Origin of the sequence: Massilia endophytica (assembly GCF_021165955.1) — a bacterium.
GTDB lineage: Bacteria > Pseudomonadota > Gammaproteobacteria > Burkholderiales > Burkholderiaceae_D > Rugamonas > Rugamonas endophytica.
In genome coordinates, this window is the sequence record NZ_CP088952.1 from 5,070,958 (window position 1) to 5,086,169 (window position 15,212).

Below are 15,212 nucleotides of genomic sequence, written 5' to 3' on the forward strand. Positions count from 1 at the left end.
ATAATCCCATCATGAACCTCGATTCCTCCCCCATCGCCGCCATCGCCACCGCCCCCGGGCGCGGCGGCATCGGCGTCGTGCGCGCCTCCGGCAAGAACCTGAAAGCACTGGCCCAGGCCCTGTTCGGCGGCGTGGACCTGAAGCCGCGCCACGCCACCTACATCCCCTTCACGAATGCGGACGGCAGCATCATCGACCAGGGCATCGCCATCTACTTCAAGGGGCCCCATTCCTATACGGGAGAAGATGTGCTGGAGCTGCAGGGCCACGGCGGCCCCGTGGTGCTGCAGATGCTGCTGCAGCGCGTGCTGCAGGCAGGGCACGAGCTCGGCCTGCGCCTGGCCGAGCCGGGCGAATTCACGCGCCGCGCCTACATGAACGACAAGCTCGATTTGGCCCAGGCCGAAGCCGTGGCCGACCTGATCGACGCCTCCACCGAAGCGGCCGCCAAGTCGGCCTCGCAGAGCCTCTCCGGCGCCTTCTCGCAGACCATCCACGCGCTGGTCGAACGCGTGACGCACCTGCGCATGCTGGTGGAAGCCACGCTCGACTTCCCGGAAGAGGAAATCGACTTCCTCGAAAAATCCGACGCGCGCGGCCAGCTCAAAGGAATTGTGGAAGCGCTGGACGCCGTGTTCCGCCAGGCTTCGCAAGGCGCGCTGCTGCGCGAAGGCTTGAACGTGGTGCTGGTGGGCCAGCCGAACGTGGGTAAGTCCTCGCTGCTGAACGCCCTGGCAGGCGCGGACGTCGCCATCGTGACGCCCATTGCGGGCACCACGCGCGACAAGGTGAGCGAGACCATCCAGATCGAAGGCATCCCCCTCAACATCATCGACACCGCGGGCATCCGCAGCCACGATGAAGCGGTGGACGTCGTGGAGCGCATCGGCATCGAGCGCACCTGGGGCGAGGTGGGCAAGGCCGACGTCATCCTCCACATGCTGGACGCCGACCACGGCCCCACCCGTTCGGACGAATCGATTGCCGCAGGCTTCCCGGAAGGCGTTCCCGTCCTGCGCATCTGGAACAAGATCGACCTCTCGGGCCACAAGCCCGCGGTGGACACAATGGAAGACGCCACGCACATCTACCTGTCCGCCAATGCCCACCTGGGCATCGACCTGCTGCGCGCCGAACTGCTGCGCATCGCGGGCTGGCAGCAGACGGGCGAATCGCTTTATCTCGCGCGCGAACGCCACCTCATCGCCCTGAAGAACGCCGCGCGCCACCTCGACTTGGCGGGCCAGCACGCGGCGCAGACCGACCAGTCGCTCGACCTGTTCGCCGAAGAGCTGCGCCTCGCCCAGGTCCAGCTCTCCAGCATCACCGGCGCCTTCTCGTCCGACGACCTGCTGGGCGTGATCTTCAGCCGCTTCTGCATCGGAAAGTAGAGTGATTTCTTAGAGGGTCCGAGGTTATCTAAAGCCTTAGGATTTCCCTAGACACGGGGAGGAGCGGTTCTCTAAAGCGGTCCAAAGTTTCCCATGGACATCCGGCCGTTTTAGGTACACAATTTGGAACACATCTGTCCTCTAGATCGACACGTGTACCAAAAAAGGAGCTGTGTCTATGCCGCGTCAAGCGACTCCCCTAACTGATACCAAGATCAAGTCTCTTAAGGCCAAAGCTCAGCGCTATCGCGTCAGTGATATTGGTGGCTTGATGCTCGAAATAATGCCGAGTGGTTCGAAAATTTGGCGCTATCGCTACCAAGTCCATGGCGTTCGACAGCCAGCCCTTACTATAGGCCCGTATCCCGAAATTTCGTTGGGAGCGGCGCGCACCCAACGTGACACCTGGGCGGCGATGGTCGCTCGCGGGGAGTCACCAAAGCGAGCGGTTCAGATCGCGAAGTCGGCCATGCTAAACACGGTGTCTGCCTTTGGGGGGCAATGGCTTGACGAACAAATGGTTGGTAAATCGCAGAGCTACGTGACAACCATGCGCCGATTGATGACGAAGGATGTCTACCCGTCTTTAGGAAGCCTGCCGCTCTCTGAAGTTAAGCCTGCCGACATCATGGCGCTGTGTGACAAGATTAAGTCGAGAGGTTTGAATCGCCATCATTTCTCTAGACACTCTGCAGCCGTAGAGAATGCCGCTTTTCGAATTCGATCGGCGAAAGCCTTTCGCTGAATCCATGGCGACGCTTTGGATTGTAGAACATCTCAATGTAGTCGAAGACATCCTGCCTGGCCTCGTCGCGGGTCGAATAGGTCTTGCGCCGTATTCGCTCGCGCTTTAGCAACTGGAAAAAGCTCTCAGCCACGGCATTGTCGTGACAATTGCCTCGTCGGCTCATGCTTTGCACGAGGCCATGTGCCGCCAGGAAGTCGCGCCAATCGTAGCTGCTAAATTGGCTCCCCTGATCTGAGTGGACCATAACCTCTTCAGTCGGTTGTCGGCGCCATACAGCCATCAGCAAAGCGCTCATCGCCAGCTCGCGGTCGATCCGTGAACTCATCGACCATCCGATTACCTGACGAGAGAACAGGTCCAAGACAACTGCCAGGTAGAGCCATCCCTCACAGGTTCGCAGGTAGGTGATATCGGTGACCCACACCTTGTTTGGTTCAGTAACATCGAACTCCCGTTGCAGGTGGTTGGGTGCGACGACCGATGGTGGGCCGCCGCGCTTCGACTTCCGCTTGGCGTAGCCCGTTTGAGAACGTATGCCCTCAGATCGCATCAGGCGATGAACTCGGTTGATCCCGCATTGCTCACCAAGCTCCTGCAAGTCATCGTAGACCTTGCGGTAACCGTAGACCGCGCCGCTCTCCAGCCAAGACTGCTTGATATGGCCAAGCAGCCGTCGGTTCTCTTTCTCACGCGGACTTTCGGCAGTGATGCACCAAGCGTAATAGCCGCTGGGGTGAACCTTGACCATCTTGCACAGCCGCCGGACTGAATGCACGGCCTGGTGCTCGCGAATGAAGGCGTACCTTACCCGGACGTCTTGGCAAAGTACGCCGCGGCCTTTCGCAAAATATCGCGCTCCTCGGTGACGCGTTTCAGTTCGGCCTTCAGGCGCCGCATTTCCTCTGTCTGGGCGTCGTTGGCCTTGCGCTCGGCCTCGGGAACGCCGTAGCGCTTGATCCAAGCGTAGATGCTGTGAATGCTCACGCCGAGGCGCTCAGCCACCTGCGCTGCTGGATGCCCGCGATCCAGCACCTGCTTGACCGCCGCAACCTTGAATTCTTCCGTGTACCGCTTTCCGCTCATGATGACTCCTTTGCCTAAATTATGGCTCAGGAGTGTCTAGTGGTATGGTGGCGATTCACAGACTGCGGCTAGTGCCTTGCTGGTATGAAAATTTTGCACTAGAGTGTCGCAGATTACCTTTGAGCGAGCCTTGTTGGCCTAAAAATGTCGAATTCCGATGTCGTATTGACAATAAGGCAGGTCGCCGAATATTTGAAGGTAACCGAGCGGACGATTTATCGGTTAGCCGCGTCTAAAAAAATTCCGGCTTTCAAGGTCGGGGGGGCATGGCGCTTTAGAAAGGCTGACATTGAGGGCTGGATTGGGGCACAGGCTACGCAAGCGGAGGAACGTCAAGATTGATCTCTGCTTACCATGCCAAGTACTACGCCCATGAGTTGACAAGGCGGCATATCGCCGACAGCGTAGGCCGCCTCTCGCAGTCGCTTTTTGACGCGAGCGTCGATCTCAATCCGCACCAGATAGAGGCGGCACTGTTCGCCCTGCGCAACCCTCTGCAGGAAGGCGTGCTGTTGGCTGACGAGGTGGGCCTGGGCAAAACTATCGAGGCCTCGCTAGTAGTTTGCCAGTACTGGGCAGAGCGTCGCCGTCGGCTGCTGGTCATCTGCCCTGCCAGCCTACGAAAGCAATGGGCGCAGGAGCTGCAGGACAAGTTCGCCGTACCCACCGCCGTAATGGATGCAGTTTCACTGCGCACGCAGTCCGCTGGGGACACGCTCGCCACGCTGCAACGGCAGGTTGGCAAGGCAGTCGTCATAATGTCCTACCAGTTCGCCGCCAAGCTGGAAGCCGAGTTGCGGGCCGTGCCTTGGGATGTCGTAGTCCTCGACGAAGCGCACAAGCTGCGCAATGCCCACCGCGCCAGTAACCGCACCGGGCAGGCACTAAAGCGCGCATTGCACGGCCGTAAGAAACTCATGCTCACGGCTACGCCGTTGCAGAACTCGTTAATGGAGCTGTACGGGCTGTCTACGCTGATCGATGAGCACATGTTCGGCGATGAAGCTGCCTTCCGCAAGCAATTCATGAACAGCGGAACAGGGCTTGATGAACTGCGTGTGCGCCTTGCCACCTTCGCCAAACGGACACTGCGCCGTGACGTACTGGAGTACATCAAGTACACCGAGCGCAAGGCACTTACCCAGCCGTTCAACCCGACTGACGACGAGCAGGCGCTGTATGAGCGCATATCGGCCTTTCTGCAAAAGGAAGACTCTTATGCCCTGCCCAAGCAGCAGCGCCATCTCACTGCATTGATCCTGCGTAAACTGCTGGCCTCCAGTTCGCACGCTGTTGCTGCTACTTTGGTCACAATCCGCGAGCGACTGCAAGGCCTACTAACGGCAGACAAAACGGAGGACGACGGCAACCAGTTGGTCGAACAGCTCATCGCCGAAGACGATCTGGAGCAGGACTACCTGGAAGAAGAAGCCAGCGAAGCTGAAGAAGACGCCGAAGCCCCCACGGCTGCTGCAGCCGAAAACGGCAAGCCCTGCGCTGCTAAAGATGCTCAGGCAGCCCGCGTGGCGATCACCGCCGAGATCCAGGAACTGACCGCATTCATCGATGCCGCACGAGCTCTGCAGACCGACACGAAGGCACAAGCGCTGTTGAAGGCGCTCAACCTGGGTTTCGGCAAAATGACCGAGCTGCGAGCGCCACGTAAGGCCATCATCTTCACGGAATCAAAGCGCACTCAGGAATACCTGCACCGCTTCCTCTCAGCCAACGGCCATGCGGGCAAATTGGTGTTGTTCAGCGGGACGAACACCCACGAGGACTCCACCGCTATCTACCAGCGCTGGCTGGAACAGTATAAAGGTACAGATCGCGTCACCGGTTCGCCGCAGGTAGATCGCCGCACCGCGCTGATCGACCACTTCCGCAAGGACGACGGCAAAGGCGCGGAAATCATGATCGCCACCGAAGCGGCTGCCGAAGGCGTCAACCTGCAGTTTTGCGCGCTGATCATCAACTACGACCTGCCGTGGAACCCGCAGCGCGTGGAACAGCGCATCGGCCGCTGCCACCGCTACGGTCAGCGTTTCGATGTGGTAGTCATCAACTTCCTCAATACCCGTAACCAAGCCGACCAGCGAGTTCTGGAACTGCTCACTGAGAAATTCAATCTATTCTCGGGCGTGTTTGGCGCAAGCGATGAAGTGCTGGGCCGCATCGAGGGTGGCCTCGATTTTGAGAAACGCATCCTTCAAATCTACGATACCTGTCGTCAACCCGAGCAGATCGAAGCCGCCTTCAATGCCCTTCAAACAGAGCTGGAAGAAGTCATTGCCGACCGAATCAAGCACACCCAATCACAGCTTCTGGAAAATTTTGATGAGGATGTTCACGACCGGCTTAAGCTGCGACTGCAGGACGCCGAGGCGCGTCTCGACAAGCTGGGGCGCTGGTTTTGGGGCGTCACCTGCTATGCATTAGATGGCCGCGCGCATTTTGACGAACAGTCCTACGCATTCTCATTAAGCAAGCCGCCTACTGGAATATCCGCTGGCCGTTACCAGCTCATTCGAGGTTCGACGCAGCCGGACATGCTGGCGCACGCCTACCGCCTCAGCCATCCGCTTGGGGAGTGGAGCATTGACAGCGGCCTGAATGCTGCGACGCCTGTTGCCACCTTGAAGCTCGACTACAGCAAACACGGGGCACGCATCTCCGTCATCGAGCGACTGCGCGGTATGTCCGGCTGGCTGACGCTGGCGCGGGTAAGAGTCACCGCGTTCGAGACCACGGAGGCGCTGTTGTTCTCAGGCCTCACTGACGATGGTCAGGTGTTAGATCAGGAAGCCTGCGAAAAGCTGATGGCCATTCCGGCAGCTAGCAAGCCCACTCCCTTGAGCACAGCCGTGCCCGAGGCACTTCTGGCCAACAGCCAGCGTGCGATCACCGCTACCATTGCCCGAGTGCTGGAAGCCAACCAGCGCCTCTTCAATGAAGAACGGGACAAGCTGGAACGCTGGGCTGACGACAAGCTGCTGGCCGCAGAAGAAGCCCTGAAGAACACCAAGGCGCGTATCGCCCAGTTGAAGCGCGACGCCCGCAAGGCTGTCACTTTGCACGAGCAAGACGGCATCCAGCGCGAACTGTCTGAGCTGGAGCGCAAGCAACGACGTCTGCGTCAGGAAATTTTCTCCGTCGAGGACGAAATCATCGCCGAGCGTGACCAATTGATAGTGTCGCTCCAGCAGCGCTTACAAGAAAAAACAAGCAACGAGACCCTGTTTAGCGTGCGCTGGCAGGTTAACTAATTGAGCACAAGAGAAAGCATGACAAGTCCAGCCGATCAAACAAACGCTACCTCCGACCTGGGGTACAGCCCCGACCCCTTGGCCCAGCGCCGCGCCGAACTGCTGGCCCTGCTGAGCCAGACTGCGCCCGAGCTGCTGAGCGACAATCAGCAGATCAATGTCGACAAGCTTAAGGCATTACTTGGTGAAGAACACACAGCGGGCGGCGAACATTACGAACTGAGCTGGGCTGGCAAATCAGCCGCCCGCCGCGAGATCCAAAAAACGAGCAGCCACACCCTGCTGCCCGACGCCAACAACCCGGTTCAAGCGCAGCACATTTTCATCGAGGGTGAAAACCTGGAAGTGCTGCGCGTGCTGCAAAAAAGCTATTACGGCAAGGTCAAGATGATCTACATCGACCCGCCCTACAATACCGGTAACGACAGCTTTGTTTACCCCGACGACTATTCGGAAACGCTGGAGGAATACCAAAAGCGTACCGGTGAGAAAAACGAAGCGGGCTATCTGAACAAGCAAAGCCTGTGGAAGAAGAACACCAAGGAGAGCGGGCAATACCACAGCGCCTGGCTGTCCATGATGTATCCGCGTTTGTATTTGGCACGAAATCTGTTGCTTGATGATGGAGTGATCTTCATCAGCATTGATGACAATGAGGCAGCGAACTTGAAGTTGCTGTGCGATGAGGTTTTTGGTGAAGAAAATTTGCTATGTCAATTTGCTTGGCGAACTGATGGCAACTTCGATAACCAGGCTAAGTTCAAGCAGTGTCATGAGTACATTCTCGCGTATGCAAAAAATGAAAGTGCGTTTCCTCATCCATTAATAGTTGATCCCAATACTCCAAGCAACAGTAAAATTTTTAAGCCGGAAATAAGAAATACGATAGTCAAAAACGGGCCGAAGAATCCACCAAGCGAAGTCCTTCTCCCAGCAGGCTTTCCCGCAGCATTTCAAAATGGGGTGATTGAGGCCCGAAAAGATTCTTGGCCACAAGTCCTCGATGAAATAAGGGTAATAGATGGGCGATTGACTCACGCCGCAAGGGTTTTCAGTGGTTGGAGTTCAAAAGATTTGCTTGAGGCATTCATCGCCAATGGATGCAAAGAAATAGTTGACGCAAAAGATCAAGCGACGGCATTTGAGATTTCCGCAACAGGAGCAATAGAGGCGGTTAAGGTGAGAGGCGAGCCAAGCCATGTCATTTCAATTCTATCGGGATTCGGTGGGCCACAAAAAGCAACGGCAAGTCTACAGGCCCTGGAGGTACCCTTCACGGACTACCCAAAGCCAGTTTCCCTAGTGAAATATTTTTCAAATATGGCAAACGGCAACGATTTTATTGCAATGGATTTTTTCGCTGGAAGCGGAACAACGACGCAAGCAATTATGGAACTGAACTGTGACGACGGTGGATGTCGTCAATCCATATCGGTCCAAATGCCCGAACTCCTCGACGAAGACAGCGAGGCCTATAAATCCGGTTACCGTACAATCGCAGACATCACCCGAGACAGAATCGACAAGGTAATCGCTAAGCTGAAGGCAGAGCACCCGGACAAAACCGCCGACTTGGCCTGTGCGCATTTCAAGCTGGCCCCGTCCAGCTTCAAGGTCTGGCGCGGCGACGTGAACGACGCGCAGGCCCTGCGCGACCAGCTGGCCCTGTTCCAAAGCACTGAAAAAACCGGGCAGGCCCCGCAAGAGGTGGACGCGCAAACCGCCATGCTGACGGAGTTACTGCTCAAGCACGGCCTGGGCACCTTGGGTGTGCACGCCATCAGCAAGCCTCTGCAAGTGGCGGGCGTGACGGTGCATCGGGTGTTGACGCACGACGACAAGCACATGTGGCTGTGTTTTGAGCCTTACACCGAGGCGCTGAAAGAGGAAATCGTTCGCTCCCGCCCAGCGCAGGTGGTGATGCTCAACTCCTGCTTTGCGGGCAAGGATGGACATGGGGCCGACGAGATGCTGTCGAATCTACAGCTGGAGCTGGCAGGGCTGGACATTGGCCTGACGGTGATTTGAGAGAGCCATCGCCATGAGTCAAACGATGAAACTCCAGTTTTCACACCAGGACTACCAAACCAAGGCGGTGGACGCCGTCGTCAAGGTCTTCGATGGCCAGCCCCTGGCCAAGAGCGATTTTGCACTCGCGGGTCAGAATGGCAGCGTGACCTATGCGGCCAATGGCAGCATTGGCAACGCGTTACAACTCTCGGAAGAGCAAGTGTTGGCCAACGTGCAGGCAGTGCAGAAGGCTAATAGCCTGCCCGTGTCTGTCGAACTGGTGGCCTCGCTGTCGGACAACGGTAAAGAGGTGTTTTGCCCGCTGAACTTCACCATCGAGATGGAGACGGGCACGGGCAAGACCTATACCTTCATCAAGACCATGTACGAGCTCAACAAGCTCTACGGCTTTAAGAAGTTTGTGGTGGTGGTGCCCAGCGTGGCCATTCGCGAAGGCACGATGAAAAATCTAGAAATCACGCGAAGCCACTTTGCGGCCGACTATGCGAACGTTCCCTGTGTGCCGATTCTGTACAACGGCGATAAGCTCACCGAATTGCGCCACTTTGCCCAGTGCGATGCGTTGAGTGTGCTGGTGATCAACATCGACAGCTTCACCAAGGACAACAACAAGATCAAGCAAAAGGGCGAGCGTGCGTTTGCCCCCATCGAGTACATCAAAGCCGTCAACCCTATTGTCATCGTGGACGAGCCACAAAACTTTGAAACCGATGTCCGCCGTCGTGCTTTGATGGACTTGAACCCACTCTTTACGCTGCGTTATTCAGCCACCCACAAAAACCCCTACAACCTCTTGTATTCGCTCAATCCGGTGCAGGCCTATGACCTAGGGCTGGTCAAGCAGATCGAGGTGGACGGTGTGTTGGCGGACGAGGATCACAACGAGGCGTTTGTGGAGTTAATCAGCATCGACGCCAAAGCGAAGGGCATCACGGCCAAAGTGCGCCTGGATGTGAATGACAAAACTGGCCCCAAGCGCAAGGAGCTGACGCTCAAGCTGGGGGATGACCTTTACGACAAGTCGGGCAGGCGGGACGTCTATCGCGATGGATACATCCTGAACGAGTTTTTGAGTAACGATGAGATCGAATTTTCGGGCGGTCGTGTGCTGCGGGTGAGCCAGGCGCAAGGTGGCCTGGCCGATGATGTGATGAAGTTCCAGATCGAGCGCACGGTGGCCGCGCACTTTGCCAAGCTGAAAAATTTTCAGCCCATTGGCGTGAAGGTGCTGAGCCTGTTCTTCATTGACAAGGTGGCCAACTACCGCACCTTCGACGAGGAGGGCAACCGGGTGGCAGGAAAGTTTGAGGTCTGGTTTGAAGAGGCATTCAACAAATACACCAGCATGTCCAAATATCGTGGGCTGATTCCCCATGCGGCCAACGAAGTTCACGACGGCTACTTCTCGGGCGACAAAAAAGGCAAGGGTGCCAAGGCTAAAACGGTGTGGGTGGACACCTCGGGCACGGTGGCCAAGGACGACAGCACTTACCAGCTGATTATGAAAGAAAAGGAACGGCTGCTGGGCGCTGACGAGCCGCTGCAGTTCATCTTCAGCCACTCGGCCTTGCGCGAAGGCTGGGACAACCCCAATGTGTTCCAGATTTGCACCCTCAACGAAACCAAGAGCGCTATGAAAAAGCGCCAAGAAATTGGTCGGGGTCTGCGCCTGTGCGTGAACAAGAATGGTGAACGCGTTCAAGATAAGCGCGTGAATGTGTTGACCGTGATCCCGAACGAAAGCTACGAAGCCTTTGCGAAGGCCCTGCAGCAGGAGATCGAGGAAGAAACTGGCGTGAGCTTTGATAAGCGCATCAAGAACGCCCGTGCTAAGGCGCGCATCCAGCGCAAGACACTAAATCCCGAAGAAGAGGCACTGTTCCAGGCGATCTGGAACAAGATCAGCTACCAGACTCGTTATAGCGTGCGGTTGGACACTCCTAGGCTGATTGCAGAGTGTGTGAAGGCGTTGAGTGATCTGAACCAATACCCCGCAGTGAAGCCGCCAAAGATACGCGCCGATAAGGCCAAAATTGTCATGCGTGCTGAAGGTGTGCAAGGCATTCACACCGCGACGAATGACACTGACGCGGTGATGTATGGCACTACGGTGCCCGATGTGTATTCCTACATCCAGAATCGAGTGCACCTCTCCCGGACGACACTATTCGCCATCCTGGACGGATCAGGCCGCTTAAACGAGCTATTGCTTAACGCGCAGGCATTTTTGGACTTGGCAATTTCAGCCATTCGCACGTGCTTGCAAACGCTGATGGTAGAGGGTATTGAGTACCACACCATCAATGGCCGTCGCTATGAGATGAGCCTGCTAAATGAAGAGCTGGAAACGTACCTGAGCAGCGTGTACCCGCCCGCTCAGGACGACATGACGACGCCCATAGAGAAAACTTTGCTGGAAGCCCAGCCGCTGGACGAGCAAAAAGCGCCCGTTGGCGAAGCGTTTTCATGCGTTTTAAGTGACAGCGATACCGAGAGCCAGTTTGCCCATGACTGCACGGTAGATGAACGGGTCAAATTCTTCTTCAAGCTGCCAGGCAAATTCAAGATCCCGACCCCCTTGGGGACCTACAACCCCGATTGGGCTGTGGTGCTGGAGAACGACAGCCGGGTCTACTTTGTAGCAGAAACCAAGTCCACAACCGTCAAAGCCAACCGCCGCCCTGCAGAAAACCTGCAAATTGCCTGTGGGCGCAAGCATTTTGAGCTGGTCGATAACGTGACGTTCAAAGATGTCACGACGTTGGAGGAGCTGATAGCAGGAGGCAGTTAATAGCGCTTGGGATGGATGGGAGCACGTTGTTCGCGCCGAGGCGGCGCTTAGCGTGGTGAACTTCGCTTGGAGTTGGCGATGCAAGCTGCTTGAAGAAGTTGATTGCCACCCTCGTCAACCAACGGATTGCACTTTTGGTACACGCTTTGGTACACAATATGGGAGTGGGGTGTCGGAAGACTTTTATCTAAAGGCATATTGGCGTGCTCTCAACATTCTGCATCGAATAGCTAGTTCCGGCACACGATTTCGAACGTATTCTCTCCGGCATGAACGCCTTTCCGGCCGGTGACTGTGCATTCCATCGTGTTGCCGGGAAGCTGCCGGCTCAGCGAAACCTCGTTGAGCGAGCCATAGTCGCAGGTGAACCATTTCCCTTTGGGGAAGGGACCGTCCAGCGAATATCGAATCACCCAATGGTTCTTCGATTCCTTGATGGTTTCCCCCATCAGGGATCCCAGGTCTTCCGGGGGGCCGTCGATGGGGGCAGCATTGTGCAGGAACAGCGGTGATGAGACATGACCTCGCCATCCCGTTGGCGTGCCGCTCAGTCGAAGCGAGGTGCTGGCAATCTGTGCCGGGCATTCGATTTTGAAGGATGCGGCGCATGCCTCTGTGAAGCTGGCGCATAGCGCCAGCAGGTAGAACCATTTCATCATTCGATCACCGAGTAGGCGTCCGCGTTTTCGGTCGGCCGGATATAGTTGCCCCGGCTGTCCTTGCCCAGTCTTCGTATGAATCTCCTGGAGATCAGGGGTTTTGTGGCGTTGTTCTTCCACTGGTCGACTATATAGACACCATCCGCCACCTGGCTGAGATAGAACGCCGCATGATTGCCGTGAGCGAGCCCGCGCCAGCGGCCGTTGACGAAGGTGGCGATAGCGGTGCCTTCCCGCAGTGCGCGGTTTCCAGCCACAGCGGCGCCTTGCTTCCACGTTCTGGTCATGCCTGCACCCGTGAAGTGTTTAATCAGCGTCACGCATTCACCGTCGCCAATCTTTTCCTGCTTGTCCAGACGGCTCGCTTCCTTGTAGATGAACGCCATATTGTTCTCCGAAGAATGAAGAGCTTCGATTCTGGCGCGACGGCGGGTTGGAACATTGAGCCGCAACAATGGAGTTGTTGCGGCGTCTTGAGCTCACGAATTGTGCAGGGCCCTGATCATCTTCGCCTGTAACACCGCGCCGACGAGGAACAGGACCAGCAGCACCAGGTAAGCGGTCTTCAGGGCTGGCGCTTCAGGGCTCGCCAATAGTGGATTGCCAAGCGGGAGCCGCGTCGAGGTCTCCGTGATGCCGGGAATGAGGCTGAAGAAGAAGGTGGCGGAGTAGCCGATGGTGGCCACATAGGCCGCCTTGCGGCCGAACATGCCAAGGCGCTCGGCGCCGAACGCAAGGAGCAGTGTGGCCAGTGTGACCAGGGCGAATATATGCGGCGGACCGAAGCCGCCGTGTGCGAAGATGCCAAGAGCGCTCACGCAGGTGACAAGGGTCGTTACCACATAGATTCTTCCCAGCGAATTGCGCGAGGTGATCCTGCGATCGCGCCACAAGGCGGCAGCGCCGCTCGCAACGGCGACAAGGCTGATGGCGGTATGGAAGACGCCAAGTTGGGAAAGTCCGAACAGCATTTCGTTCTCCTTGAATAGTCGATGCGTGCAGTGTGCTCGCAGAGGCGCGATCCCGGTATCGGATGAATATCCGATATCATCCGTCCATGGACGATTCGATCTCCGTTTCCGATGCCCTGCTTGCCTTCGCCTTCATGGGCGACTTGAGCATGGGGCAGCCTCCCACGCATTCGCGCCGCGTCGCCTGGCTGGCCCGGCGCATCGCGCAGGACCTGGGGCTGGAAGCTGGCATCGGCGAAGAGGCAGAGCAAGTCGCGCTTCTGCGCTGGGCGGGCTGCACGGCCAACGCCAGCGATGTCGCCGGCGTGATTGCCGACGATGTGCAGGGACGGCGCGCCATGCTCGCCTTGCGTCCGCAGGAGATGCAGGTGATCGTGGCGCCCGAGGACCTCGCCCAGCAGGCGCCGCATATCGCCGCCGTTCACTGCGAAGTGGCCTCGCTCATTGTGTCCGCGCTCGGCCTGTCCCCCTCCATCAATATCGCGATGGACTTCCTCTTCGAAAAATGGAATGGCAGTGGCGTACCGGGCAGGCTGGCGGGGAATGAGATTCCCTTGCCGGTGCTGATCGTCCATCTGGCAGGAGATTGTGAACTGCTGGCGCGCGAACACGGTCTGCCGCAGGCGGCCGCATTGATCGCTCAGCGCGCCGAAGTGGTCTACCCCCGAGCCTTCGCCGAGCTGGCGTGCGCCAGTCTGCAGGCCTGGCTGCAGGAGCTCGATGCAGCTCCGCTTCCCATACCGCTTGCCCAATCGCGCAAGGTGCCGCTCTCGCTGCTGGCGGATGCGATTGACCTGAAGCTGCCCTGGCTGACGGGCTTTTCGCGCGCTTGCGCAAACACCGCTGGCGAGCTGGCCGCACGCCTCCAGCTGCCGCAGGAGGAACAAGCGCTGGTGCGCCGGTCGGCACTGTTGCACAGCCTCGGACGCGTGGCCATCCCAAACAAGGTGTGGAACCGCGAGGGGCCTCTCTCATCCTCCGATTGGGAGCAGGTGCGCCTGGGGCCCTACTGGACCGCCCGTCTCGCCAATCTGGTTCCGGCCCTGAAGAATGAGGCGGAAATGGCGTCCTACGCTTACGAGCGGCTGGACGGCTCGGGCTATTTCCGCGCCGCCTCCGGCGCCGCCACGGGGTCTGCGCTGTGCATTCTGCCGGTGGCCAACTGCTGGATCGCGCTGCAATCTCCCCGCCCGTGGCGCGCGCCCATGCAGCCTGAGGAAGCGCGGGCGCATATGGAGAAGCAGATGGCCCTTGGCCGCTTCGATGCCGCCGTCGTGGCTGCGCTGGACGGAAGAAGCGCCGCACTCGCTGCGCCGAGCAAAACCACACACAGCGTGCAGCTCTCGGCGCGCGAGCGCGAGGTCCTGCAGCGCATCAGCAAAGGCGAAAGCAACAAGGAGGCTGCCCGCCAGCTGGGCCTCAGCCCCGCCACCGTGCGCACCCACCTCGAAAGCGTGTTCCGTAAGCTTGAATGCAACAGCCGTGCTGCTGCAACACTGAAAGCTTCATTAATGGGGCTGCTCTAAGCTGCCGCAGCATTCAGTCTGATGTATTCGATATTCAAGGTAATGCATTCGTTATAGCGCAGAACAAAGTAATCACCATCGATAGGATAGAACCGTTCAGTCAGGTCAGACTGTTGGACTTGGCCACGGGGTTTGTCTACAGTGATCGGCCGACGCATCACCTCCTCCAGAACCAGCCTGTCGAGTCTTCCTTCCGGATCCACAAAGAACTCGTCCACTATTCCTGTGAACAGAATAGCTTCGCCAGCAACGTTGACAATTGCAGACACGACGACGAAGGCGGGTTCATCCTCTCTGTCTGACACTGTCAGCAGGTAGTACCACGGCGCCTGATGAAAACGGAACAGTGAGCTGAACCGCTTACCTGCCCGATCCAGCCGATATTTCGAAATCACCAGTCGGATCGCTTTCGGAATGAAGTAAGAGAAGACAATCAGAGAGATGGCGTAGCCCGCAACATTCGCAGAGTGGCCCGAAATTGCGGCCACCGCCCTTGATTGCGCGTTTGGATCAGAGATGAGCAGGCCCAGGAATGCCGCCGTATCCAGCCGCAGACTCACGGTCGCACTCGCGAGCGTAAGCCAGGCTGTGTGTAGCCCTATCGACCAGAGAACTCCTTCAGTGACGACCTGGCCGAAAGGAGAGTAGTCCAGTGAAGTGCGTTCCGCCCGTTTGATTCGCGAGCGAAAGATAAAGCCGGGGAGAAGAAGCAGGAAGATTACGATCGCAGGGAGTGCGATGTTCAT

Annotated in this window: 12 protein-coding genes; 7 read left to right on the forward strand and 5 right to left on the reverse strand. The window is 57.7% G+C overall.

Features of this window, described 5'->3' with window-relative positions:
* Positions 1 to 11: 11 nt before the first annotated feature.
* Both mnmE and LSQ66_RS23265 read left to right on the forward strand, forming a co-directional pair.
* Positions 12 to 1,391: a tRNA uridine-5-carboxymethylaminomethyl(34) synthesis GTPase MnmE gene (gene mnmE, locus LSQ66_RS23260; protein ID WP_231767540.1), complete on the forward strand. Its 1,380-nt coding sequence runs from the start codon at positions 12 to 14 to the stop codon at positions 1,389 to 1,391.
* Positions 1,392 to 1,569: 178 nt separating this feature from the next.
* Positions 1,570 to 2,136, forward strand: a complete 567-nt coding sequence (locus LSQ66_RS23265; protein ID WP_231767541.1) for a tyrosine-type recombinase/integrase — start codon at positions 1,570 to 1,572, stop codon at positions 2,134 to 2,136.
* Here the strand turns inward: LSQ66_RS23265 and LSQ66_RS23270 are convergent.
* Positions 2,072 to 3,222 (reverse strand): IS3 family transposase gene (locus LSQ66_RS23270; protein ID WP_231766978.1). Its coding sequence is split into 2 segments (ribosomal slippage): positions 2,072 to 2,982 and positions 2,982 to 3,222, totalling 1,152 coding nucleotides; the frame shifts between segments, so codons are not numbered across the junction. The two genes, LSQ66_RS23265 and LSQ66_RS23270, sit on opposite strands and share 65 nt — an antisense overlap.
* 144 nt (positions 3,223 to 3,366) lie before the next feature.
* Between LSQ66_RS23270 and LSQ66_RS23275 the strand changes: the two genes are divergently transcribed.
* The 4 genes from LSQ66_RS23275 to LSQ66_RS23290 are packed head-to-tail and all read left to right on the forward strand — an operon-like array spanning position 3,367 to position 11,310.
* Positions 3,367 to 3,564: a helix-turn-helix domain-containing protein gene (locus LSQ66_RS23275; protein WP_231767542.1), complete on the forward strand. Its 198-nt coding sequence runs from the start codon at positions 3,367 to 3,369 to the stop codon at positions 3,562 to 3,564.
* Complete coding sequence (locus LSQ66_RS23280) at positions 3,561 to 6,488, forward strand: SNF2-related protein (protein ID WP_231767543.1); 2,928 nt, start codon at positions 3,561 to 3,563, stop codon at positions 6,486 to 6,488. The genes LSQ66_RS23275 and LSQ66_RS23280 overlap by 4 nt, the downstream gene beginning before the upstream one ends.
* A gap of 18 nt (positions 6,489 to 6,506) precedes the next feature.
* Positions 6,507 to 8,516, forward strand: a complete 2,010-nt coding sequence (locus LSQ66_RS23285; RefSeq protein WP_231767544.1) for a site-specific DNA-methyltransferase — start codon at positions 6,507 to 6,509, stop codon at positions 8,514 to 8,516.
* A 25-nt stretch (positions 8,517 to 8,541) separates the two neighbouring features.
* Complete coding sequence (locus tag LSQ66_RS23290) at positions 8,542 to 11,310, forward strand: restriction endonuclease (protein ID WP_231767545.1); 2,769 nt, start codon at positions 8,542 to 8,544, stop codon at positions 11,308 to 11,310.
* 230 nt (positions 11,311 to 11,540) lie between these two features.
* On the opposite strand, the gene LSQ66_RS23295 is transcribed toward LSQ66_RS23290, so the two are convergent.
* From LSQ66_RS23295 to LSQ66_RS23305, 3 genes are all read right to left on the reverse strand, one after another.
* A complete protein-coding gene (locus LSQ66_RS23295) occupies positions 11,541 to 11,969 on the reverse strand; it encodes an STY0301 family protein (RefSeq protein ID WP_231767546.1) in 429 nt (142 codons plus the stop codon).
* Positions 11,966 to 12,355, reverse strand: coding sequence for a BPSL0067 family protein (locus LSQ66_RS23300; RefSeq protein WP_231767547.1), 390 nt, complete (start codon positions 12,353 to 12,355; stop codon positions 11,966 to 11,968). Before LSQ66_RS23300 ends, LSQ66_RS23295 begins: the two co-directional genes overlap by 4 nt.
* Positions 12,356 to 12,448: 93 nt before the next feature.
* Positions 12,449 to 12,940, reverse strand: coding sequence for a DUF2306 domain-containing protein (locus tag LSQ66_RS23305; protein ID WP_231767548.1), 492 nt, complete (start codon positions 12,938 to 12,940; stop codon positions 12,449 to 12,451).
* A gap of 62 nt (positions 12,941 to 13,002) precedes the next feature.
* On the opposite strand from LSQ66_RS23305, the gene LSQ66_RS23310 reads away from it, so the two are divergent.
* Positions 13,003 to 14,466, forward strand: coding sequence for an HD domain-containing phosphohydrolase (locus tag LSQ66_RS23310; RefSeq protein ID WP_231767549.1), 1,464 nt, complete (start codon positions 13,003 to 13,005; stop codon positions 14,464 to 14,466).
* Here the strand turns inward: LSQ66_RS23310 and LSQ66_RS23315 are convergent.
* Positions 14,463 to 15,212, reverse strand: a complete 750-nt coding sequence (locus tag LSQ66_RS23315; RefSeq protein ID WP_231767550.1) for a hypothetical protein — start codon at positions 15,210 to 15,212, stop codon at positions 14,463 to 14,465. The two genes, LSQ66_RS23310 and LSQ66_RS23315, sit on opposite strands and share 4 nt — an antisense overlap.

Excerpts from the sequence above, each read along its gene's own strand:
- mnmE (WP_231767540.1), top strand. The coding sequence starts at position 12 with ATGAACCTCGATTCCTCCCCCATCGCCGCCATCGCCACCGCCCCCGGG.
- LSQ66_RS23265 (WP_231767541.1), top strand. The coding sequence starts at position 1,570 with ATGCCGCGTCAAGCGACTCCCCTAACTGATACCAAGATCAAGTCTCTT.
- LSQ66_RS23275 (WP_231767542.1), top strand. The coding sequence starts at position 3,367 with ATGTCGAATTCCGATGTCGTATTGACAATAAGGCAGGTCGCCGAATAT.
- LSQ66_RS23285 (WP_231767544.1), top strand. The coding sequence starts at position 6,507 with ATGACAAGTCCAGCCGATCAAACAAACGCTACCTCCGACCTGGGGTAC.
- LSQ66_RS23290 (WP_231767545.1), top strand. The coding sequence starts at position 8,542 with ATGAAACTCCAGTTTTCACACCAGGACTACCAAACCAAGGCGGTGGAC.
- LSQ66_RS23295 (WP_231767546.1), bottom strand. The coding sequence starts at position 11,969 with ATGATGAAATGGTTCTACCTGCTGGCGCTATGCGCCAGCTTCACAGAG.
- LSQ66_RS23300 (WP_231767547.1), bottom strand. The coding sequence starts at position 12,355 with ATGGCGTTCATCTACAAGGAAGCGAGCCGTCTGGACAAGCAGGAAAAG.
- LSQ66_RS23305 (WP_231767548.1), bottom strand. The coding sequence starts at position 12,940 with ATGCTGTTCGGACTTTCCCAACTTGGCGTCTTCCATACCGCCATCAGC.
- LSQ66_RS23310 (WP_231767549.1), top strand. The coding sequence starts at position 13,003 with ATGAATATCCGATATCATCCGTCCATGGACGATTCGATCTCCGTTTCC.
- LSQ66_RS23315 (WP_231767550.1), bottom strand. The coding sequence starts at position 15,212 with ATGAACATCGCACTCCCTGCGATCGTAATCTTCCTGCTTCTTCTCCCC.